This is a genomic window from Mesorhizobium sp. M0052, assembly GCF_040323255.1.
Classification (GTDB): Bacteria; Pseudomonadota; Alphaproteobacteria; order Rhizobiales; family Rhizobiaceae; genus Mesorhizobium.
This window is the reverse complement of the sequence record NZ_JAMYUS010000002.1, coordinates 225,950-247,346: the sequence shown is the minus strand read 5'-3', so window position 1 is coordinate 247,346 and position 21,397 is coordinate 225,950. Positions and strand designations below refer to the sequence as shown.

Genomic DNA, 21,397 nt, shown 5'->3' with positions numbered 1-21,397 from the left:
GTGCCCGCACCATCTCAACGAAGGGCGCGATCGTCGGCGCTCAGCCAGCGGACGACGTTGCTGTCGTCTTCGGTATAGGCTCTGCCGTTCGATTTGAAGAAGCGGCGCGTATAATCTTCCCAATAGTCAACCTGATCGGCGAAGGCCGCCGCCGCCGGTTCGAGCCCGCCGAAGGTGCCGCAGACGATGGTGCGCGGATCAATGAACATGCTCATGCGGCACTCCTGAAACATACGAACGGAAGGCATTCAGCACGTGAATGTTCGTGGTTCCTTCCATGTATTCAAAGGCCTTGGCGTCGCGCGTCTTGCGGCGAAGCACGGGATCCATCATCAGCTGCGCAGAACAATCGAGGGAGAAGGCTCTTTCGACCACCTGATCGGCAAAGGCGACGGCTTGCAGCTTGATGAGGCTGATTTCCTGCGTCTTCGGGCGTCCGGCTTCATAGGCCGCAAGCACTCTGTCGAGCCGTCGCAAGAGCGCCGCATGGCGCAGGCGCAGGTCCGCGAGACGAGGTTCGACGCCATGCGTGGCTTCGCTCAGATAGTCGAGTATGCCGCGGCCCGTCCCGAGTGCGAGGGCAGCGACAATCGGCCGGTTCCGTTCGAACACATCGTTGATGGCGACGAAGCCGTCCTGCAGCGAGGGCCTCCCGTCGCCGAGGATCATGTCCGGTTGGACAGGAAGATCCTCGACCATCAGACGGCAAAGATCGGCGCCGTGCAGGCCGAATGTCGGCAGTCTCTCGATAGTGAGATGGCGGGCATGGCACTCGCGGTCGATCATGACCAGCACCGGACGGCCGGAACGCTCGTCGCGGGCAAAAAGCAAGCCCACGGCAGCGCGCTCGACGTTTCCGACGATCATCTTGTGCGCGTTGAGTCGAAGCGTTCCCGCCTTGTCGCAGAGATGAGAATTCCCCTGCGAAGGATCGGAGCCCCCCGTCGGTTCGGTCACGGCGAAGAACGTGCCCTGCGGTCCGCGTTGATAGGCGCGAAAGAAGCGCTCGATCTGTTCCGGCGTTCCCATCTTCTGGACGACCCCGCCAGAAAGCGACGGCCCCTGAAGCGCTAGGATACAGCTTGCGTCCGCCCTCGCTATGCGCTCGATCATGGCGATTTGCAGGGCGTAGCTGCATCCGTCGAGATCAAGACCCGCCTGCTCGATCGGAAAGCAATTGTGGCGGGCGGGCACGCCGATCAGGGTCAAGGCACGCAGGAGCGGATTGGTCCAAAGGTCGCGCCATGCCTCCGGATCGTTTTCGAGCCTGGCGCCTGTCGCAACGAGAAGCGGGCGCAGCGCATCAAGCTTGGCCAGGCACGGGTGATCGAAAACGTTGGATTCCGATGCCGAACGGATGAAAGCCGGTGCCGGCGTCAGACTGCGGGGCGTCTGGTCCGCCAGAATGATAGCGTTCGAGGCCCGCTGGCGCACGAGGGTGAGGCGATCACCGTCGATCATCACCTCGGCGGGCTGTCCGAAACCGAGAAAGTTCACTGGCGAAGCGGTCGCGCCATAGGCTCCGGACTGATGAATGCAGACGAGGTCGCCAGCCGACGGCGACATCATGGGCACATCCTTGCCAATGATGTCCATCGGCGTGCAGAGCGGTCCAGTCAGTGTCCAGTTGCCCTTGGCAGCGTCGCTCTCCGGGTGTTTGCGCAGGAGGGTCATGGGAAAATTCTTGCGCATGAGCACGCCATTTCCCGAAGCGGCCGAATTGATGTTCGATCCGCCGTCGCAGATGGCGAAATTCTCGCCCTTCATCGTCTTATGCTGGCGCACCGAAACGACGAAGCGGCCGGCGCTCGCCACCATGTAGCGGCCAAGCTCGATGCAGATCCTGGTTTGCGGGTTCGCGTGTTCGTATGCCGCGAGGACCGGATTCAGATCCTGTCCCAGCGCGCAAAGATCCAGCTCGGCTTCACCTTCATAATAGGGAACGCCGAAGCCGCCGCCGATGTCGACGAATTGAAGTGGGTAGCGCAGATGGTCGCGGACGTCATCGGCAAGGCTGAGGATATGGCGGCTGTTGCTGACGATAGCCATGTGGTCCAGGATGCGCGTGCCCATATAGACATGCAGACCGACGATCCGGACATGGCCATAGGCTGCGGCGTCCCGCAGCACGTTGGACAGGGTAGATTGGTCGATCCCGAACTGGCTCGCCTTACCGCTCATGTTGAGCTTGGCGCCGGGGAACTGGAAGTCGGGGTTGATGCGCAGGGCGACGGTCTGGATCTTGCCGTGCTCGCCAGCGATGGCTTCAAGCTGCCGGAGCTCCTCGCCGGATTCGACGACGACGGCCTTGATCCCTTCCGAAACGCATTGGCGCAGCTCTGCCCCGGACTTCGCCGGGCCGACGAAAAGTGTCTGCTGCGCCGGCGCGCCGGCCGCGATCGCCGTCTCCAGTTCCAGCATGGAGCAGACCTCGCATCCCATCCCGGCGCGCACGAGTTCGCGCACGACGGACAGGTTCGGGTTGGCCTTCAGCGAGTAGAAGAACGCCACCGAAGGGAATGTCGTCTTCAAAGCCGCGTAACGCGCGCGCAGAAGTGCCGCGTCGAACAGGTAGAACGGTGTTCCGACTGCCTCTGCGATCTCCCAAAGGCGCTTGTCATCCCCCACCATTGTCGTCACTGCCCCGTCAGTTCGACGGCTGTAGCGACCTTCGCTTCGACGAAAAGCGAAAGCTCGTCGATGTTGCGGAAAATGGTGGACGTGGCGATGTCGAGCTCGCCGAGCAGGTCGAAGACATCGACGCGAATTTGCTCGCTCAGGCTCGAGAGAAAATGCACGAACTCGAGCGAATCCATGATGCCCGTCGGGCCATAGATCTGAGCGCCGCCCAACACGTCATCGATACGTGTCGGGCCAAGTCCGGTCTGTTCCAGCGCATGCCGGATGGTGGATTTTGTATCGAGCATTTCGGGGCTCCCCAATCGCCATTTCACTCTAACCTGTTGTTTCTACCCATAATATCTGCCCAGAACTCTTCAGCCTCTTGACACCATGCTCTAGTTCACGCTCACCAAAGCTGAGGAAGCGGTCATTCCAAGCCCGATGCTGAACAGCAGGACGAGGTCGGATGGGCCGACCACGCTATGCCTTCGGGCATGCTGCAGGTTGATGAAGGGATCCGCGCCGAAGCAGTGGCCGTAGTGCGGGATGGTGGAAAGCACGATCCGGTCGAGGCCGATGCCAAGCCGCCTGGCGATCTGCGCCCAGGACGGGATGTTGACGTTGTGCGGCAGGATGCAGCGCAGATCGTCAAGGCCGACGCCGAAGCGGGCGAGGGAACGCTGGATGCTGTCGCAGGCGAAATCGACATAGGCATCGGCGAAGCCGTCCGCCAACGGCTCGTGGGGCTCGCCCTTGATGATTGCAAACCGCCCATCGTGACGCGTGGCGCTGGCGAGCACGTGATAGGGTCCGCTGCCCCGCCCCACCAGAAGCGCGCAGGCGGCCTCGCCCATGATGGTCGCGTTCTCGATCACCCTTATGCCGAGGTGAAAGGCCTTTTCGCCGATGAGGACCAGAGCGACGTCGTCCTTGGCCAGGATGCTGTCGAGGAGATCGAGAATGCTCAAGCCGGTCGCGCAATGGCTCATGGCGGCGCTGAAGACCTCGATGCCCTTTGCCGAGAAGGCCGCCAGCACCTCGCCATGACAACCATCGATGATGCTGGTCGTCGGCAAGGTGTGGCAATGGACGACATGGGTCAGCCGTGCCCCGATATCGTCGTTTCGGGCGAGAAGCACGTCTGCCGCAACACCGACCAGGTCGGGCAGCGATTGCTCCGGATCGCAATGGAAGGTGTCGAAACCGAAGAAGCGGCCGAACATCCGATGCTGGTCGCGCGACAGCAGCAGGCTGCCCGCAATGTCGTCGAGTTTTTCCACGCGGGCGGGAAAATGAAGCTCGAGATCAAGCAGCGTTAGCATGGTTGGCCTCCGCTCCGGCATGCCTGTTGTCGGCGAAGCCGACGATGGCCCTGGTCAGGGCGGGATGACCCAGAACGGTGCGGTGATTGCAATCGTCGAGAAACAGGACGCCTGCACCCGGCGCGATAGCGAGAATGGCATGCGCCTCCTCGGCGATGACCTGCCAGTCGGCGGTGGCGTGAACGACCAGGAGGTGGTTGCCCATCCGGGCGAAGGTGCGGGGCCCGATATGCCGCGGATCGACCCGGTAGACGAACCGATAGACGCCGAGGATGGCATCCATCAGCCGGCGCGGCGCGGCGGTCTGGACGAGATAGGAATGCAGCAGGGAGCCAAGGGATTGCGGCGCGCAGACGGTGATGAGCTTGTCGGCTTTGAGACCCGCGTCCAGCGCGATGGCCGCGATGAGCCCCCCGGCGGAATGGCCGATCACGCAGTCGAACGGCCCAAACGCGCTACAATGCGCAGCGATCAGCCGGCCCTTTTCATGAAATGAGAGCGCCGCGGACTGCGACGCGCCGTCCCCCGGAAGATCCGGGACGACCACTCTGAAACCGGCATCGGCGAGCAACCGCGCCAGGGGCCACACCATCGTGCCGTCGGTGCCCCAGCCATGCAGAAGAAGGGCCCGACGTCCATTCGGGTTGCCGCAAAGCCGCACGGCAAGGGTGGCTTTTGCTGTCCTGACATGGTGATCGATGGGAAGAGCAACCGCTGGGGCCGAGGCGCGATCGCGCTCGAAACGCCGCAGCGCCAGCATGCCTCCGGCAAACGGCAGAATGGTCGTCATGAGCTGTATATCGAGGCGGCGCAGGCGCGAACGCAGATGGCGGAAGCGCGCCGGTTGCGGATCGCCGCCAAAGGCCGGAGCCGGGCGGCCGAGCCAAGGCGCACACATGCGGCGAACGCCGCCCATCAGGCACAAGGCGGGATAGGCGAGTTCAAACAACACGCTCTACCTCCCATCTGCGCGACAGTATGAGGACGCGGGCAAGGAAGGCGGTGAACATGATGGTGGCCGATGCGATGAGAATGTAGCAGATGTGCTCCATGGAGGGCTGGTCCTGAAGGACGAAAAGAACCGCGGCAACGGTTGCCAGCTCGACGGCAATGGTCAGGAGGAGCACCTTGAGGCCGTCGCCGACCTGCTCGAGGATGATCTGCATGCAGATAGCGCAGGGCAGCAGGAAGAAGGTCGGCAGAAGAAGAAGAAGAAGCCGGATCGACCGGTCGTTCAGTTCCGCTGTCTGCTGCGGCACGATGGCGTCGATGACAACTCCAGGCATGAGTGCCATGACCAGTGTGGCGAGCAGATAGAGGGTAAAGACGAAGAGAAGGCCGACAGCCAGGGGGCGCACGCTCTGCCCATGCTTCGAGTGCTCGTCCAGGGATTGGTTGGCGAGGATGGCAATAGCCGAGCCCGCGGCAACGGCGGGGATCATGAATGCAACTCGCAGCCTTATGACGATGAGAAAGGCGGATACCTCGTCCTTGCCGAAGCGGTCGAGCACTGGGAAGAGGACGGCCGCGCTGGCACTGGCGACAAGGATGGAAAAGAAGACCGGGCCACCGACATTTGTCAGAAGCCCGCGAAGCCTCCCGTAAAGCTGGGGCGCCGGCATGCTCTCTCCGCCGCGCGCCTCGCGGTGGACGAGGTAAATGACGAGGGGAAGCATGACCAGCGATCCGGCGAGATTGCCGAGCAGCACCGCGTCGAAGCCCAGCTGGTGACGTGTCAGCAGGAAATAGGTTGCCGCAAGGCTGATCGCCGCCGCCATCGCGAAGGGCACCAGCCCCATAAGCACGCGTCCGCGCCCGCGCAAAGCGCCATGGTAGACCTCGAAAATCACGAATGCCGCCATGGACAGGACTGCCAGTGGCAGCTCGGCCAGCGTCGGTTGCCAGGCCCCAGCCCGCTCTCCGAGGAAGCGCTCCACGCCATAGGCCGAGGCGGCCAGGAGGCAGAGCAGCAAAAGACCGGCGATTGCGAGGATGCGCGAAGAGCTGCGCAGGCTACCCTTCGGCAATGCATGCTTCGTGCGCGCGGCAAAAACCTGGTTGGTGACCGACAGGCCTTCCATCAGGGCGATGACGAGGAAGAAGGCCGGCTGCAGCAGGGACATCATATGGAGCGCGCCACTTTGGTCGTAGCGCGACAGCAAGGCCAGCGTGCCGAGATTGAGTGACGAAAGGACGCAGGCGCCAAGCGCGAGCGGTGCCGCGAGAGCCCCTATCTGACCGATGATACGCGTGGTCGGCTGCGGGATCGTGGCCGGGGCGGGCTGTACGGAAACGTCAATGGTCACAGGCGAACCTCCAGGTTTTCGACGACCGCTTGTCCGGGGGAAGCCATGGTCGGATCGGTCTCGATGCTTCCCTTGACTAGAACCGTGTAGGTGATGACGGGGGCTGCCGCCTCGTGCGGGCCGAGACGGCGGGTCTCGTCGGTGAGCACCAGAACCCTTCCATGGCGGTGCAGCAGGGCTCGCGCCATGGTCGTGGCGTCCTGGCGGGCGATCTCGTCGTCTACCCGCAGCGCGAAGACGGGGCCCGTCCCGCCGACAAGCGGCAGCAGCCATTGCAGGATCGGCGAGCGCGTATCCAGCTGGTGGCCGCGGTGGAGGTACAGGATTGAGAGATCAGAGCCGCCAAGGCGCGCGCGGATATCCGCCAGCAGAGGTTGAAGTGCCCCGGCGTGAGGTGCCGCATTCTCGAAGACAACCGTCTGCAGGTCGACATTGTGCGAAACCTGGTTCAGGTCCAGCCACAGCGCGACCTGCCGACGCTCCGCCGCATCGAGAGGGCGCACGCTTGCCGCGACGCTGATCGCGCCTTCGACAACATAATAGTCGGGTCCGACCTTGCCGATGATCATTGCCGGCCCCCGACGGTCGCCGGCGTCTGCCTGGCATAGGGATGCACGGCAATTTCGTAGAGGCCGATCGATCCAGCCGGGTTGGCGTAGAGTGCGCGGATCAGCGAGGCCAGATATTCAGTCGTGTTGATCCCGTGGAGCAGGAAGCCGTGGCCGCCCATGAGCTTGGACACGTTCATGAAATGCGTGCTGATCTCGTGCTGCACACCCGGATCATAGGCGAGGTCGCCGCTTGTCTCGATGAGCGCGAGCTCTTCGCGGCGGCGCGTAATCAGGTCGTGGGAGGCCGAGAAATGTGCCTTGACGAGCTGATGGTGCAGCACCTTGCGCCCAAAACTCTGCCGCGGCTCGAGATGGCGGAAGGCCGTATCAAGGGCCTGTGCAAGCAGACCCAGGCGCACTGCCGTTGCCGCGATCGCCTGGCGCAAGGCGAACCGCCCGGTTTCGCTTGCTCCGCGGACCTGCGAAAGGCAGAGCCCCAGATGGACGAGGACGATGTCTTCACTCGTCCGCTCTATGCCGATATCGGCGGTGCCGGAAGACGGTGACACCAGGGGCCGGTCATTGGCCGCGGCATGCAGCGCCAAACCGTTGCTCACCAGATAGCCGTCCAGCTCTGTTACATACCGGCAGAGCGCACGAAGGGTGACACGCACCTCACCTTGGCGGGCGAGCGAGAAAAGCTGGTCTGCTGTCAACGGAGCGGCGGTGTGGAGCATCAGGGTGCTTTGGCCAGCGCCTGGCTGGAAATATAGGTCGCAAGGTTGCCGATCACGTTGAAATCGGCCTCGCCGAGCGCGAGCGGATCGAAGCGCAGATTCTCGACCTTGTCTTCCAGAGACAGAAGGAACTGGACAAACATGAACGAGTCCAGGTCGAAGTCCCGGTCCAGCTTCATGTCTAAGCTCAACGCCGCGACGGGCCGCTCCGTCACCTCGGAAAGTGCGTTCCTGATTGCAGTAAGAATGACATTGAGGAGGGCACTGTTCATGAATTCATCCCGCTGTTCAGAGGAATCTCTGCGCCACGTAGGTCCGCCATATTTTTAGATTTCAGTCAGTCTGCCGCAGCGGCGCTCCCGCACGACGCTCGGTTTTTGGTAGCTGCAGCTTAAGCAGGGATTTCAGACGTCGCGTCCTCGAACACGATCTTGGACCGCCAACATCACGAAATAGGACCTCGCTACGTTCTCCTTTTAAGCGCGGCATTGATTTGTGGTGCGGAGGCCTCTGCAGGGGCCTGGAAGTTGAGGCATTTTCGCGGGTTGAGACGATGCTCCAGGCGATGTCGTGAATGTCGGCATCGGTGAACCTGGCCGAATCCGCGTTGCGCGGAAGAATCCTACGCAGCCGGCCGTTGGCGGATCACAGAACCAGCCTTGTGGCCAACCGAATGCCCGATCCGGTGCGGATCGCGCCGATCCCGAAGCAGGCGCCAAAGCGTTCAGCCGCCAAGCGTTGACCGTCACGCCAAGGCAGCAGCGCTCCGGCATCCGAACTGATTGCGCCGCCCATCGAAACCAGCCACAACGTCGTGGCCGTCGACGGGCTCGAACATCATATCTGCGAGATATCCGGGCTAGCGATGAAAGTGGCCCTTGACCTCCGTCAGCAGTTCAAGGCTGCGCATCACCTTGGCGTGCTCAATCCCGAAATCCACGAGGCAGGCGATCTCGTCGACGCCTGCTTTCGCCAGCCGGTCGGCCACCTCGATCCCCTCGGACGGTGTGCCGAAGAGGCCGCTTTCGCCCATGTAGCGCTCGCATGCATTGGCTAGCATAGCCTCGCGCAGACGCGCAGCGTTTTTCGACGACGGTCTGGCGACGACCGCGCGTCGAGTCGAGGCCTGGGTGAGGTCGAGCGAACTGCCGAGATACGACTGGAGCGGCCCTTGAATATCCGAGAGCCCGCGAGCGCGGTTCTCATGGATATAGGTGTGCATCATGAGAGTGACCTGGCCGGGACCGGCATGGCCATGCTCCTGCCGAGCCTTGCGATACCGCGCGATCTTCGCCGGAAGGTCGTCCATCTCCTGGCCGCGCAGGTGGGTTAGGACGTTGGCACCGAGGCTGCCGGCGGCCTCGAATCCTTCCACGCGGCCCGACGTCGTCAGCCAGACGGGCAGCTCCGCCTGGAAGGGCCTCGGGAAGGATTTGACCGCCCGCGGCCCGTCGTTATGAGCGAATGAGCTTTCCTCGCCGCGCCACAGGCGGCGTACCGTGTCTATGGCCTGGTTGGTGGTCTCGCGGCGCATCTCGAAGGGGGTGGGCGCGAGGATGAAGTCGTTGAGGTTCCAGCCTGAGGCGAAGGACAACCCGATACGGCCACCGGAGAGATTGTCGACGACCGACCATTCCTCGGCGATCCGCACAGGGTGGTGCAGCGGCGCCACGACGCTGCCGGCCCGCAATCCGATGCGGCTGGTGATTGTCGCCAGCGACGCAGCGAGCACGGCCGGATTCGGGAAATGCCCGCCGAAGGTGTGGAAATGGCGCTCGGGCAGCCAGACCGCCTCGTAACCGTTACGGTCGCCATATTCGCTCGCCTCCCGCAGCAGGCGGTAGGCAGCTGGGCCGCGTGCCTGCTGGTCATCGTTGGCAAAGAAAGAGAGGCTGAAGCCAATCGGCCTGGTCGACGGCGCGCGGGCCGTCACAGAAAGGCCGGCGACGTCCGGAGGTGTGACGGAACTGTCGAATCCGGCCGGGGCGGTTACATGCTCTGTCACTGTGGTACTCCTTTTTGCTTGAGGTCGCTCCCGTTGTGCCGCTGGTGAAAGGGAGTGCTCGCGTCAGGCCCATCCTGGTGGGACAAGCCAGCGCCGGCAGCGCTTTGCGACGCCTCCGCACCGGCGATTGCGCGCAACGCTGCCGTATCGATCTTGCCATTGATGGTGAGTTGGAACGTCGACACCAGATGGATGTCGCGAGGGACCATTACGGCGGGTAGCGCCTGGCGCATGTCCAGGACGATCGTGTCGCGTGGAATATCCCGATCGGCCGCCAGCTGCAGGAACAGCACGATGTTGATGACGCGGCCGTCTTTGAAGATCGGCACGCAGCTCGCCTGCACCACATAGGGAAGCGCGCAGGCGACCCCCTCGATTTCGTCGAGCTCGATCCTGTTGCCGTTCCACTTCACCTGCCGGTCGATCCGACCGAGTAACACAAGATCCCCAAACTGATCCACATAGCCGAGATCGCCCGTGCGATAACTCGGTTCGCCCCGCCAGGTGGCGAACGCGACATTGCGCGGATGGTCCGGTGGCAGGTAGCCTACCGCCACCTGCGGTCCGCTCAGCACCACCTCACCCAGCTCGCCTGCTGCTGCCAGGCTGCCTTCGGGCTTGACGATGCGCATCGTGGTCGTGGCGAGCGCTGGACCGAGTGGGAGCAGATCGCCGATCTCGAGATCGGCCGGCTTCAACGCCTTCGCATGGGTGACGCAGGTCACCTCCGTTGGGCCGTAGGCATGGAGGACCACTGCTTCAGGGAAACACCGCCACAGGTCGCGGATCAGGTTCTTCTGCACGACCTCACCGCCGACAAAGAAGCATTTCAACTCCGGAAAGGTCTTCCCGCAGAAGCCCTTGTCCGTGCGCATAATCTGCAGCAGCGAGGGCGTCGAGAACCACGATGCCGGTGTCGTCACGCCGTTTTCGGACATGAGGCGCATGTTGTTGCGAGCGATCACATTGTTGCGGTGATCCAGCAGGATGACCGGAGTCCCCGTAGCGAGCGCCGGCCAGAGGTCGAGCATACCCATATCGAAAGCGAGGCTTGCGTGGTTCACATGGGCGCCCCGTCCTGCATGCGCATGACGCAAAGGGCCGTACCAGTCGTCGAAAGCGGCGAAGTTGTCACGCGTCACGGCCACGCCCTTCGGCACGCCGGTACTGCCGGACGTGAAGACGAGATAGAACAGGGTTGAACCGGGGACGGGACCTGACGGAACGGCCTCCACGGGCAAGGCCTCCATATCACGGGCGTCAAGAAGGGTGACGGTCGAAAGCGCGATACCCGACGACGCCACAAGGGCATGCGTCACGCCGGCAATGGCCGCGATCCGCTCGATCCGCTGAACCGGGTTCATCCGATCGACGAAGATGAACGGGCGTCCGGCAAATGCACAGGCGAGCATCGCCGCGATGCAATCATGGTCCTTGTGTCCGACGACCAGCAGGGGCCCGGGGGGCAGATCCTGCAGATGCGCCGCGATACCGGCGCACCGTCGGCCCAGTTCGCCGAACCGCATGACCCCGGTCTCGCCGACCAAGGCCGGTGTCTGCGGAGACCGCACCATGTGGTTACGAATACGCGACAGAATGAGATCAACCATCACTCTTCTCCGTTTCAAGGGGCGCGTGCGGGGCCGCATCTCCATTCGGTCGGCGCTGCCAATGGACGTCGACGTCACCGCGAGGCTGCAAGGTAGCGCGATAGACCGGGCGCAGATCGCCGGGACGACAGTCCGGCGCAAGCGAAAGACACGCGTTCCTGCAAATTGTCGTTACGGTCGCGGCAATCTGGTCGATGACGAATTGCGTCCGCTTTCGCGCGAGCGGACCGAGACCAAACGGCATATAGATGTCTGGAAGGCGGGCCTTTTCTGCGCCGGACAGAAAGCGCTGCGGCAAGAAGCGGGTTGGCTCCGGCCAGAGGCGGGCGTCGCGGTGAATGAGCCATGGCGCATAGAGAATGGCTTCGCCGCGCAACCCTTCGTCATCGACATTCGAGGCGGGGCCTGTCGGGTGAATGAAGGGCAACTCGGGATAGAGCCGCAACGCTTCCATAGTGACGGCACGGGCAAGCGGACCAGCCCGGACTGCGTCATCGGTCCGCCCTTCCATTGCGATTGCCTCGACCAAAGCACCGCCGCGCGCAAGTTCCACCAGGGTCCAAAGCAGGTTGAGACCATCAATCTGAATCGCCTCGAAGAGCAGCCCGAAGATAACGGGGCGCAGCTCATCGATCATGTTTTTCGTGCTGCAAGAGCTGGGCAGAAGCGCGCGAAGTGCGCAGACGGCGTTGTCATCTCCCGAACTACCTCTCATCAGCCCGGCGGCCAGGACATCATCGACGAAGGCGCGCGCCTGTTTGAACGCTTCCTCCGCTTCGGCTCCATCCACCTGCGGCCCGACGCCATTCAGCGCAGTAAAGAAGGCCTCGATTCGCAGAAACCCTTCGATCAGATCTGGGTCGGCAAGCCCGTGGCCGAGGAGTGCCGGGCAGCATGCACGCACGGACCAGAGCCTGCAAAGGACGCGGAGCCGATCCGAACCCTGCGGTCGCAGCGCATCGTGTAGCAGCGCCGTCGTCGCCCTGGCCCGCGCCCGTTCGAGCCAAAGCGGGAGGTGCTCGTCGATGGACAATCTGCCCCGACGCCAGGCCTCGGCAAGATCCGAATCGCCGAGCAGACGACGCACCGCAGCCGCGTTGCTGGTGACGTCGCCGCGCTCGCCCGGGATGTCGGCAACGTGGCGCGCATAATGATCAGCGCCGTCTGCGCCGGACAGAAGAAGAGCATTATGTCCGCCGGCCAGTCGCAGCAACACAGCGTCCCCGCCCTGGCGGGCGGCCATCTCGGTGAGGGCAAGCAGGCCGAACCGTTGATAGGTGTCGCTTGAAGTATCGAAGACCGGGATGGACCGGGTGAGCGGCTCTGCCCGTTTCCCCGTCGCTGCCTCGACGACTGATGTTTCGAGGCCGGTCATGACGGCGCTTTGCGTTCAAGCAGACAGGATGCGAAGGTGATACCCGTCCCGGCAGCGACCAGAATCGCCTGTTCCGGAAGCGCTGTTCCTTCCGGAGCTGTGAGGCGATCGAGGTTGAGGAAAAGATCCGAGCAATAGGCGTGACCGTGGTTGGCCACATCGCCGTAATGCGTGCGATCCTCCCATCCGAGCTGGCGTATGACCGCTCGCATAACGGGCAGGTTCAGATTGTGCGGCATGAGCACGGCATCGCCGCGTAGCATGGGGCGGTACCGCGCGAGGCTGTCATCGATGAAGGTGCGAAGCGCGTCCGCATAGATTTCCTGAAGCCTTCTGCGCTCCGCCGGCTTGATCTGGTCCGGGTTCTCATAGAACCCGCCCAGATGCTGCACGTGGGTTGCAAGCACTCGCCATCCATCCCCGCCGATGTTGAGGACACTTGCGGCGGGGATCTCAGACAAAAGGCCGACCGAAAGGGCGCTGACACTGGGGTGGAAAGCCTTTTCGCCGGTGATCAAGATGACCGGCGCGCGGGTGCTGCTATGCTCGAGAAAATGCATCGCGACGATCGCCGAGGCGCAATTGGTCATCGCCCAGGAAAAGGTTTCCCATCGGGCCAGTCCGTACTTCTCGGCCAGCGAAGGCAACCAGCCGTCATCGCTGAAGGTGTTATGCGTCTGGGTCTTGCAATAGATCAGTTGCCCTTCACATTCGGATGCGTTCGGCACCGTCTCAAGCGCACGCGCCAACACGTCGCCGAGCATATGGAACAAGTCAGCCTCGCAAAGTGTTACTGCAGATATGCCATAGAAACGTCTATATACGGCAATACCACCTGGGGTTATGCCATAACTCTCGTCAAGACACTCCAGTGAAACGGCCTGGCTCCTCTGAGAACCTGAAAAGATATTGTTCAAGATCAAGAAAATGCCCAATCCAGCTATTTGGAGATTGTGCTTTCTATTTTGGCCATAATTCATTATCGGGCAGAAGCGATCGACTTGCGTCCTGGAACGCGTTTGAGGACCATCAAAATCGCAAAAGAGGACGTCGCCGAAGACAACATCGCGCCAGCGGGATCAACAGGACAAAGCTCCGGCCTGCGCGGCCCGGATTTCAGGTGTTGGCAGCGACTTGGCTGGCTGCCGAAAATCCGATTCGGGAGCGCGGATTTCTACCGCGGGTGCTTTACAGATAACGGCAGCCATCGCCCGCCAGCCCCAGACGAGGCGAAGCGATGGCAGAGAACACTGGCAGTGGGCATAACACGACCAGCGCCTGGGCATTTTCGCACTTTATCCGCGCGCCCGCAGAGCAACCGTCAGAGGCAGCCGGGTGGCCGCGATTGCCGGCAGAGCGCCGCCGATGACGCCGATGGCGAGGCCAAGCAGGCCGGCGGTAAGCATCACACCTGCGTCAACCGACAGCCGGAAGCCCATGCTGGCTTCGTTGGCACCGACAGTGCTGGCTTGCCAGCCGTTGAAGACAAGCCAAGAGGCGAAGATGCCCAGGATCGCGCCGGTGGCGGCAATCGCCACCGCTTCGAACCAAGTCGCGAGGAAGGCCGAGAGCCGGCCGAAGCCAAGCGCACGAACGGTGGCGATCTCGACGGTTCGATCCGAGACCGAACTCATCATCGTGTTGAGGGCGCCGGCGGTTGCGCCGATGGCCATAAGCAGTGCAAGCGGCCAGCCGAACAGGCGGATGAGGTTTGATGTGCGGCCCGATTGCGCGGCATAAAGATCAGCTTCGGAGACGGCGACAAGCGGCGTGGAGGTTACAGTCGCCAACCTGGCCTTCAGCGCCGCAATCGATGAAGGGGCGGTGAGGCGCAAACGCAGACTCTGTACCTGTCCCTGCCGGTTGAAGGCGGCGCGAACCGCGTCCAGGTCGCCCCATATTTCGGATTCGAAGGCGCTGCCATTGGCCGCGAAATGGCCGACCACTGTCCAGTCCACCGTCCCCAACCGAATCGTCTCGCCAATGCCGAAGCCCGGAAAATCGCCGGCGATGCGCGCACCGACCACGATCTCGCGGGTGCCAGGTGTGAACAGTCGACCGGCCGAAAGCGCGATGCCGTCGCGGACCGAAGGACCGCCAACGTCCATTCCGCGCAGCGCAAGCGTCGTCGACGATACACCCTGCGTTCCGACGACCTCCACCGGAAGCACCAGTTCACGGGACGCGAGTAGGTTGCCAGCTTCGTCGCGAGCAACGCCGATGTCTCCAGTCATGGATTGAATGCTGCGGATCGCATCTGCGGGGATGTCGGAGCCGGTTTCCTGGTTTGTGCCGCCGCCGAGGACAACCGCGACAAGGGGCGAACCTGCGCCGGACAGCGCCTTTTCAAACCCTTCGGCCATAGCAAGGAAGCCGGCAAGGACAGCGACAACGAGGGCTACGGAAAGCGCCATCGACAGTGAGATCGCGAGGCGACGCGGCAGGCTGGAGAAGTTCGCCCTCGTCATCACGAGCGTCTGTTTGATCTGGGTGGACACGGCGGCTACCTCGCTCTGAAGGCTTTGATAATGGGGGTTCGCATGGCGTTGATTGCCGGCAGCAGGCCGGTCGCGAGGCCAACCGCGAAGACAATCACTGTTGCCTTGGCCAGCACCGACGGGGAGAATGCGAGGCCGAGAACCGGCCCGACAAGCACGGTTGCGAGCTTCGCTAGGGCAAGACCTACACTTGCGCCTATTATGACGATTAACAGCGTCTCGCTGAGGACCAGGGCTATGATCCTGCCGCGGGAGACGCCCAGCGTTTTCAGAACGCCGATTTCAAAGGTTCGTTCGCGCACGGCGAAGACCATGGTGTTGATGACAATCATCAGCAGGGTGATGAAAGCCGCACCCGTGACCAGATTAACGATCAGCTTGATGTCGGCATATTGGCGCAGGAAGGCTTCGAGGAACTGCTTTTCGGACTGCGTTCGCGTCGGCGCGGCGGAATTGGCAAACAGCGAATCGATGCGTGCGGCGAGTGCACTTGCCTTCACCCCGTCACGCGGGCGAACGACGAAGACGTCCACCGTATCCTTGCCCTTCGCCCGGGCCGCATTCACATAGTCGTAGCGCCCGATGGCGAAATAGGTGTCGGTGCTGTCGTTTTCGCCTTCGAAGATACCGGCGATCTCGAAGCTCCAGTCACGATCGCCGTTCTGGCGGATCATCTGGAAGGCGGTGACGGTGATGCGCTGGCCTACCGACCAGCCTTGAGCCTCGGCCAGCGCGCGACCAACCAGCACCCGGTCGCGACCTTGGTCGAGCGCCCGGACCAACGCCGGCGTCAGGCCGAGTTCCTTGCCATTGACGGTCATGAGAGCCTGCGGCTCGACGGCGCTGACAGCAATGACATTCTTCTCGTTGACCACGTATCCGCGCAATCGCGACATGTATGCGACAGCACTGACATCGGGCTCGGCAGCGATGCGGGCGAGATGCGCCATGGGTAATGGCTGGGCGCGTCCCGCAACGCTCATGACGCCCAGCAAGTCCTCACTCGCGGCGGATGTGCCTTGCGAACCGGCAAGGAAGCTCGCGGTCAGGCCGTAGATAAGGAAGGCAACCGCGACGCAGACCAGCAGCAAAACAGTGCGCAACGGCTTTCGCCAGGCGTTCTTGCGGGTAAGGCTCAAGAATGTCATCAGGCGGCCCTCTTCTCTTCGATGAACATACCTTTGTCGAGATGAAGCGTTCTCCTGGCGGAACGCGCAGCCTGCGGATCATGGGTGACCATGACAATGGTCTTTTCCAGAGTGCGGTTGAGCAAAGACAGCATCTCCAGCACTTCGTCGGCGGACTTTCTGTCGAGGTCGCCGGTAGGCTCGTCGCACAGAAGCAACCCGGGATCGGAGACAATGGCGCGGGCGATGCCCACACGCTGCTGCTGGCCGCCCGACATCATGGATGGATACTGCTTCTCGCGGCCGGAAAGCCCGACGAGATCGAGCACCTTGCCGACGCGCGAACGGCGTTCCCGCGCCGATAGCGGCTTCAGCAGCAGAGGAAGCTCGACATTCTCCGCCGCATTCAGCATCGGCAGAAGATTATAGAACTGGAAGACAATGCCCATGTTGTGCGCTCGCCAGGTCGAGCGCGCCGATTCGCCCATCCGGTCGAGCCTGTGGTTGCCGATGCTCAGGCTGCCGGCATCCGGCACGTCTATCCCGGCCAACATATTGAGCAATGTCGATTTGCCCGATCCGGACGGACCCATGATCGCGACGAAATCGCCGCGCGGTATGGCAAGGTCGAGGGCCGTGAAAATCGGAATCGCCTCGCCGCCCATGCGATATCCTTTCCGCACGCCGGCGAGCGTGATGTAGGGGTCGTGTGTCATTGGCTGTTTGCTCCGGTCTTGCTGACGGTATCGGTGAGTTGGATGCGAATGCGCGCGGCCATGTTCGGCCGCATGCCGGCCGGTGGGTCGGTCAGCGAGAGGCGCAAGGTGACCGTCCCCTTTTCCATGGAGGCGACGGGTGCGACCCGCAGGACTTCGACTGAAAAGGGGGAATCGGGAAATCCGTCGAGAACGGCCTCCCCCCGCAACCCCGGCCGGAGGTCGGCCATGCTGGATTCCGCCACATCGGCATCGATCACCATCTTGGTCCTATCGGTGATCGTCAGCAGGCTCAGGCTCTCGCGTACGCTGTCGACGCGAGCGAGCATGGTGTCGCCGACATGGGCGTCGACCCGCGTCACGGTTCCGGCAAAGGGCGCGCGCACCGTCAGCTCGCGAACGGGTTCCTCGGCGATGCGGATGGCAAGCTCCGCGGCCGCCAATTCTTGCCGCGCCTGAGCCACCGTGTTCTCGGCGCGTTCGAGGGTCCAGCGCGCCTCGTCCAACTGCTGCCTGCTTGCCGCGTCACGGGCGGCCAGAGATTCGGTACGACCAAGAGAAGCCCGCGCTTGGTCAAGATCGATGTTTCGGGCGGCAAGCGAGAGATCCGCCGCGACCTTCGCTGCTTCGGCCTGTTCGAGCGCGAACTGGGCTCCTGCATCGTCAAGCGTCACCAGAACCTGGCCGGCCTCCACAAGGTCTCCCACTTGGACGGCAACGCTGGTGATCCTGCCTTCGTACTTGGAAAAGACAGTCGTGGTGCGGGGCGCAATTACATAACCCGAGCCGTTGATCTCGCGAGCGATGGGGGCTTGTGTGCCGATAGGCTCTGTCACCTGCGCGCCGTTTAGGGCGCCCGGCTGTTCCACGGGTGCCGAAACGCCGTTTTCGATTGCATCATCCGTTAGGCCAGTTGTCGTCAGGACCTTGGCCTCGATAGTGCGGTACAGCTCTGGCTGGTGGTAAACGACAGCAATGGCTGTCACGGCCAGCACCGAAAAACCCATGGGAAGGATCAGCCGCCGGAGACCTTTCCTTCGCGGCTCGACTGTGTCCGCAACAGGCCCGGGAGGCAGAGGCGCGAGCGCGGCGGCCAGTTTGGCGGCCAGTTTGCGGTCGTGTTCCGTGATCATGTTCATGCCGGCAGTATGACCGGCGATGTGAGAAAAGAGACCTGAAACGCGTTCTGGACCGTCCTAGACCGCGATCTAGTCCGACGTTCTCATGAAAACAAGAGATTCAATCAGGCTCGGCCTTCGTCCGCCTCCATTCTTGCGGCGTGCTTTCGGTGACGCGGCGGAATTCGCGATTAAAATTGGACTTGGTCAGGAAGCCTACGTCAAACATGATCTCGGTTACGGGCTTCTTCGTATCCCTGAGCAAGCTGCACGCTTCCGCGATCCGGTAATCGTTGACGTATTGCGAGACGTTCTTACCTGTTGCGCGGTTGATCGCCGTGGAAATTTGCCGGGCTGGAATTCCCGCCTTGCGGGCCAGCCGGTCGAGGTTGAGATCGACATCGCGATAGACGCGCTTGGTCTCCATGAGAACCTGAATTGCGGCGATGGTTGCCGTGTCCTCCGCAATATCCAGAATCGGAGTGGGCCCGATCGTCTGAGCGGGCATGCCGCGGCGGCTTGCCGCCGCGACGGCAATTGACAGCACGACCAGCAGCGCAAGATTTCCGATGGTGACCAGCAGCGGGGTATGCTCGCCCCGCGTCCACTCAAAGTCGAAAAAGACGACAATATCCATTGCCGCCGACACAAGTAGAACAGACGCGGCTAAGAGGATCGCACGATAGGCTGGTCCAGCATTCTCGAAAGGTGCGAGGCGAAGCGCATCGGCGCCCGACCGCGTTAGCAGCAATATCGCTATCGCGTAACCGACGAAAATTGACGCAACCGCGATGTCGATGGCATCCGGCCATACCACAATAAGTATCACGATGCCGACAGCCGGAATGACATGCAGACCAATGCGCAGGAAAGTTGCAAGGGCACTCTTCCGGACCAACCGGGACACCCCGGCATGGATAAGCGGCGGTATAGTGGCTGCGACAACGGGAAGGATGGGGCTGACGCCGTTTACCGAGTAGCCCCAACGCAACCCCAACAGTGTCGATTGAACCACGGACACCAGAATCAAGGCGAGAAACGGCACGTTTGGCGGCGCATCGTCGTCGCGCCGGACTACGATGACAAACAGAATCAGAAGCAGGATGGCGACGACGAAGGGAAGCGGGATGAATAGCATGAAGTCTGCACAACTCGGACTGCAAGGTATAGTCAGTCGGCGCTATCATTGTCCACAGAACAGCTTTCCGCAACCCCTGCGATGGCACGATCGAGGGAGTCACAACCCAGCCGAGTTTCTCATACGCTGTTCAAATTCAATGCGGCTCGGCGTTACTGTATCTCGAAGACTCGATATCAGATCAGGAATTGGAGCGAGTATGATCGCGACCTGGTCCAGCGCGGCGATGTCAGCCTAATGCGCCTCGATCTGGTCGTGCCAGATCATAATGACGCTCGCTCGAGGTACGGTGCAGGTCTGCGCCTATCGCTGGCCACCCAAGGGTCTGATCGCCTCGGTCGTCGACAGCACCGGCTTGAAGTTCTTCGGCGCAGGCGAATGGGCATGCAGAAAGCAGACGCGCCGATCCTGGCGCAAGCTACACATTTCTGTGAACCCTGCAGACAATATAATCATAGCCTTCGAATTGACCGACGACGACACGTCCGACGCAGACATGACTGGAAGACTCGGTGCTCAACAGAACGAAGTCGCCATCCACATCAAGGCCGCAAACCGCAACGTGGTCCTCGCCAAGGCCATTGACAGAGCCCCTCCATTGAGGCCGCGAAGATCAGCACCTTTCGCACGCATCCGGTGCACGGCTGCCCTTGTGTCCAGACCGCCCGAAAAAGCTTTGCCGACGCGTTCGCCGAACTGGAATTTCCCGCATCTTCGGCGAGAACAGTGTGGATATGAACCTCAATCCCGCGCTTGCGCATGCGGGCAAGGACAGGTTTGCCACGGGACGCCCGTTCGCGCTGCCTCCAAAGCGTTGGGTTGAGACCTGTCACCGGAAAGCAGAATGTCCTTTATCGCGATCGCGGTCGACCAGATCATGATCAAGGTCGCGGCAATCCATTGTTCTGATCATCGTTCCAAGACTGGTCGCCTTCGGCCTTCGGCCTTCGCCTTCGGCCAAGGAATCAGGATCGGAGGCTTGAAATGAAAAACAGACTGTTTGCCCTTATGATTTTAATCGGGTTATCACCGTCAACCTATGCTGACGTACCAGAGAAGAATCTGGACGTTTCCGGCGTGACTGCCGTTGCGATCTCTGGGAATGCGAGTTCCGTCCACCTCACCACATTGGCGGGGGCAGCTTACCGGGCCTCAATCAACAGTCAGAGATCGGGATGGTCTAGCTGGTTTTTCAGCGGTTGCCGAAAAGGCGGCGAAATGCGAGTTGAGAACGGCACTCTATTCATTGACGTCCCGCCGTCTTCCTGGACGAACCTGTCTGACTGCACGGTTGAGATCAATGCCAATATACCAAGCGGTAATTCGATCTTGATCGATCAAATCGCACTTATGGCTAAGCTAGACGGGGATTTTTCCTCCATCACAATCGCCAGCAAGGCTGGGGATGTTACCCTAGAAGGTCACGCGTCAAGCGTCTCCGTAAAGGGGGAAGCCATCAAAGCCCGCCTCGTATTCGATAGGGTGGAGAAAACCGAAAATATCGACTTCGACGCAAGGGCCTTGGATGTCTATCTGGGAATCGGACAAGATGTTCTGATCAGTTATTCGGTTGCGGCCAAAGCATCCTTCACTGACAGTTCGCTTGCGAATACCCCTAACTCAAAACCGGCAATAAACATCAAGGGGGATTATGTTCGGGTGACAATCCGATGATTGATGTGCTCCGTTGCATAACTAGAAATTTCTAATGTCTGTCGAATTAAACTCGTTGATGTTGTGTCCGCCAGGCTGGCGGCTCTCAGATACCACGTACTCGACGTGACCGACTGAAGGATAGACCCGGCTCGGAGGTAGTCGGTGAGGCGCGGATCGTTGCGGAGAGTCTTCGTGTTGCGCTATCCCGACTCGCTGTCACGAAGCACGCCGACGATAGCAAGAGAACGCCCTCTCAATGGTGGGTCTCGCGATGTCTACCGAATCGACCCCCCATAGGTGCTTGAACAAGGTTGCATCACAGCGGATCCAGGCACCCCAACCCCCTTGGGCCGGTTTTACGCCAGGGCCCCGCGGCGCGGCCACCTCGGGGCCCACTGGTTCGGTTCCAAAATGGAGGCATCGCGCGTTCGTTATGAGCGCGAGTTGATCCGGACAAACCGCAAGTCGTCGTCACACCGATGACCCTGGCAAACCGCCTACCAGTCGGCTCTGAAGACGTGTCGCCCAAACCGGCGGCACAACTACAAGCGCTTTGTTGCCGCGCCGCTTGGCGGTGGCGTAGGTGTCCACAACCTGATTTGGATGTCTGCTTGTT

Annotated in this window: 20 protein-coding genes; 2 read left to right on the top strand and 18 right to left on the bottom strand. The window is 61.7% G+C overall.

What is annotated here, in order from left to right; all coding sequences use genetic code 11:
- Positions 1-14: 14 nt before the first annotated feature.
- The 18 genes from NKJ77_RS03405 to NKJ77_RS03320 form a co-directional block, all read right to left on the bottom strand.
- A complete protein-coding gene (locus tag NKJ77_RS03405) occupies positions 15-215 on the bottom strand; it encodes a hypothetical protein (protein WP_352534238.1) in 201 nt (66 codons plus the stop codon).
- The gene (locus NKJ77_RS03400; RefSeq protein WP_352499126.1) at positions 199-2,631 is read right to left on the bottom strand and encodes an acyl-CoA dehydrogenase family protein; all 2,433 of its coding nucleotides are present in this window, start codon (positions 2,629-2,631) and stop codon (positions 199-201) included. Before NKJ77_RS03400 ends, NKJ77_RS03405 begins: the two co-directional genes overlap by 17 nt.
- A 5-nt stretch (positions 2,632-2,636) precedes the next feature.
- A complete protein-coding gene (locus NKJ77_RS03395; protein WP_352499125.1) occupies positions 2,637-2,927 on the bottom strand; it encodes a hypothetical protein in 291 nt (96 codons plus the stop codon).
- A 90-nt stretch (positions 2,928-3,017) separates the two neighbouring features.
- Complete coding sequence (locus tag NKJ77_RS03390) at positions 3,018-3,944, bottom strand: 3-oxoacyl-[acyl-carrier-protein] synthase III C-terminal domain-containing protein (RefSeq protein ID WP_352499124.1); 927 nt, start codon at positions 3,942-3,944, stop codon at positions 3,018-3,020.
- Positions 3,928-4,734 carry an alpha/beta fold hydrolase gene (locus NKJ77_RS03385; RefSeq protein ID WP_352499123.1) on the bottom strand — a complete coding sequence of 269 codons (807 nt, stop codon included), beginning with the start codon at positions 4,732-4,734 and terminating at the stop codon, positions 3,928-3,930. The genes NKJ77_RS03390 and NKJ77_RS03385 overlap by 17 nt, the downstream gene beginning before the upstream one ends.
- Positions 4,735-4,885: 151 nt before the next feature.
- Positions 4,886-6,106, bottom strand: coding sequence for a hypothetical protein (locus NKJ77_RS03380; protein WP_352534236.1), 1,221 nt, complete (start codon positions 6,104-6,106; stop codon positions 4,886-4,888).
- 140 nt (positions 6,107-6,246) lie between these two features.
- The gene (locus NKJ77_RS03375; protein WP_352499121.1) at positions 6,247-6,819 is read right to left on the bottom strand and encodes a hypothetical protein; all 573 of its coding nucleotides are present in this window, start codon (positions 6,817-6,819) and stop codon (positions 6,247-6,249) included.
- The gene (locus NKJ77_RS03370) at positions 6,816-7,538 is read right to left on the bottom strand and encodes a hypothetical protein (RefSeq protein WP_352499120.1); all 723 of its coding nucleotides are present in this window, start codon (positions 7,536-7,538) and stop codon (positions 6,816-6,818) included. The genes NKJ77_RS03375 and NKJ77_RS03370 overlap by 4 nt, the downstream gene beginning before the upstream one ends.
- Complete coding sequence (locus tag NKJ77_RS03365; RefSeq protein ID WP_352499119.1) at positions 7,538-7,810, bottom strand: acyl carrier protein; 273 nt, start codon at positions 7,808-7,810, stop codon at positions 7,538-7,540. The genes NKJ77_RS03370 and NKJ77_RS03365 overlap by 1 nt, the downstream gene beginning before the upstream one ends.
- 587 nt (positions 7,811-8,397) lie before the next feature.
- A complete protein-coding gene (locus NKJ77_RS03360) occupies positions 8,398-9,543 on the bottom strand; it encodes a MupA/Atu3671 family FMN-dependent luciferase-like monooxygenase (RefSeq protein WP_352499118.1) in 1,146 nt (381 codons plus the stop codon).
- Complete coding sequence (locus tag NKJ77_RS03355) at positions 9,540-11,153, bottom strand: AMP-binding protein (protein ID WP_352499117.1); 1,614 nt, start codon at positions 11,151-11,153, stop codon at positions 9,540-9,542. Before NKJ77_RS03355 ends, NKJ77_RS03360 begins: the two co-directional genes overlap by 4 nt.
- Positions 11,146-12,528: a cytochrome P450 gene (locus NKJ77_RS03350; protein WP_352499116.1), complete on the bottom strand. Its 1,383-nt coding sequence runs from the start codon at positions 12,526-12,528 to the stop codon at positions 11,146-11,148. Before NKJ77_RS03350 ends, NKJ77_RS03355 begins: the two co-directional genes overlap by 8 nt.
- Positions 12,525-13,292, bottom strand: coding sequence for a 3-oxoacyl-[acyl-carrier-protein] synthase III C-terminal domain-containing protein (locus tag NKJ77_RS03345; RefSeq protein WP_352499165.1), 768 nt, complete (start codon positions 13,290-13,292; stop codon positions 12,525-12,527). Before NKJ77_RS03345 ends, NKJ77_RS03350 begins: the two co-directional genes overlap by 4 nt.
- A gap of 531 nt (positions 13,293-13,823) precedes the next feature.
- Entirely contained in the window at positions 13,824-15,026 is a 1,203-nt protein-coding gene (locus NKJ77_RS03340) for an ABC transporter permease (protein WP_352499115.1), read from the bottom strand.
- A 5-nt stretch (positions 15,027-15,031) separates the two neighbouring features.
- Positions 15,032-16,174, bottom strand: a complete 1,143-nt coding sequence (locus NKJ77_RS03335) for an ABC transporter permease (protein ID WP_352499114.1) — start codon at positions 16,172-16,174, stop codon at positions 15,032-15,034.
- Complete coding sequence (locus tag NKJ77_RS03330) at positions 16,174-16,869, bottom strand: ABC transporter ATP-binding protein (protein WP_352499113.1); 696 nt, start codon at positions 16,867-16,869, stop codon at positions 16,174-16,176. The genes NKJ77_RS03335 and NKJ77_RS03330 overlap by 1 nt, the downstream gene beginning before the upstream one ends.
- Entirely contained in the window at positions 16,866-18,008 is a 1,143-nt protein-coding gene (locus tag NKJ77_RS03325; protein ID WP_352534234.1) for an efflux RND transporter periplasmic adaptor subunit, read from the bottom strand. The genes NKJ77_RS03330 and NKJ77_RS03325 overlap by 4 nt, the downstream gene beginning before the upstream one ends.
- A 100-nt stretch (positions 18,009-18,108) precedes the next feature.
- Positions 18,109-19,125, bottom strand: a complete 1,017-nt coding sequence (locus tag NKJ77_RS03320) for a helix-turn-helix domain-containing protein (RefSeq protein WP_352499111.1) — start codon at positions 19,123-19,125, stop codon at positions 18,109-18,111.
- A gap of 268 nt (positions 19,126-19,393) precedes the next feature.
- Between NKJ77_RS03320 and NKJ77_RS03315 the strand changes: the two genes are divergently transcribed.
- Together NKJ77_RS03315 and NKJ77_RS03310 are read left to right on the top strand one after the other, a co-directional pair.
- Complete coding sequence (locus tag NKJ77_RS03315) at positions 19,394-19,948, top strand: transposase (protein ID WP_352499110.1); 555 nt, start codon at positions 19,394-19,396, stop codon at positions 19,946-19,948.
- A gap of 161 nt (positions 19,949-20,109) precedes the next feature.
- Positions 20,110-20,799, top strand: a complete 690-nt coding sequence (locus NKJ77_RS03310; RefSeq protein WP_352499109.1) for a hypothetical protein — start codon at positions 20,110-20,112, stop codon at positions 20,797-20,799.
- Positions 20,800-21,397: the final 598 nt, after the last annotated feature.

What these genes read in the sequence shown, in the direction of transcription:
- NKJ77_RS03400 (WP_352499126.1), bottom strand. Translation starts at nt 2,631, where the DNA reads ATGGTGGGGGATGACAAGCGCCTTTGGGAGATCGCAGAGGCAGTCGGA.
- NKJ77_RS03385 (WP_352499123.1), bottom strand. Translation starts at nt 4,734, where the DNA reads ATGACGACCATTCTGCCGTTTGCCGGAGGCATGCTGGCGCTGCGGCGT.
- NKJ77_RS03370 (WP_352499120.1), bottom strand. Translation starts at nt 7,538, where the DNA reads ATGCTCCACACCGCCGCTCCGTTGACAGCAGACCAGCTTTTCTCGCTC.
- NKJ77_RS03325 (WP_352534234.1), bottom strand. Translation starts at nt 18,008, where the DNA reads ATGAACATGATCACGGAACACGACCGCAAACTGGCCGCCAAACTGGCC.
- NKJ77_RS03390 (WP_352499124.1), bottom strand. Translation starts at nt 3,944, where the DNA reads ATGCTAACGCTGCTTGATCTCGAGCTTCATTTTCCCGCCCGCGTGGAA.
- NKJ77_RS03405 (WP_352534238.1), bottom strand. Translation starts at nt 215, where the DNA reads ATGAGCATGTTCATTGATCCGCGCACCATCGTCTGCGGCACCTTCGGC.
- NKJ77_RS03345 (WP_352499165.1), bottom strand. Translation starts at nt 13,292, where the DNA reads ATGCTCGGCGACGTGTTGGCGCGTGCGCTTGAGACGGTGCCGAACGCA.
- NKJ77_RS03365 (WP_352499119.1), bottom strand. Translation starts at nt 7,810, where the DNA reads ATGAACAGTGCCCTCCTCAATGTCATTCTTACTGCAATCAGGAACGCA.
- NKJ77_RS03350 (WP_352499116.1), bottom strand. Translation starts at nt 12,528, where the DNA reads ATGACCGGCCTCGAAACATCAGTCGTCGAGGCAGCGACGGGGAAACGG.
- NKJ77_RS03355 (WP_352499117.1), bottom strand. Translation starts at nt 11,153, where the DNA reads ATGGTTGATCTCATTCTGTCGCGTATTCGTAACCACATGGTGCGGTCT.
- NKJ77_RS03335 (WP_352499114.1), bottom strand. Translation starts at nt 16,174, where the DNA reads ATGACATTCTTGAGCCTTACCCGCAAGAACGCCTGGCGAAAGCCGTTG.
- NKJ77_RS03375 (WP_352499121.1), bottom strand. Translation starts at nt 6,819, where the DNA reads ATGATCATCGGCAAGGTCGGACCCGACTATTATGTTGTCGAAGGCGCG.
- NKJ77_RS03395 (WP_352499125.1), bottom strand. Translation starts at nt 2,927, where the DNA reads ATGCTCGATACAAAATCCACCATCCGGCATGCGCTGGAACAGACCGGA.
- NKJ77_RS03330 (WP_352499113.1), bottom strand. Translation starts at nt 16,869, where the DNA reads ATGACACACGACCCCTACATCACGCTCGCCGGCGTGCGGAAAGGATAT.
- NKJ77_RS03315 (WP_352499110.1), top strand. Translation starts at nt 19,394, where the DNA reads ATGACGCTCGCTCGAGGTACGGTGCAGGTCTGCGCCTATCGCTGGCCA.
- NKJ77_RS03310 (WP_352499109.1), top strand. Translation starts at nt 20,110, where the DNA reads ATGAAAAACAGACTGTTTGCCCTTATGATTTTAATCGGGTTATCACCG.
- NKJ77_RS03320 (WP_352499111.1), bottom strand. Translation starts at nt 19,125, where the DNA reads ATGCTATTCATCCCGCTTCCCTTCGTCGTCGCCATCCTGCTTCTGATT.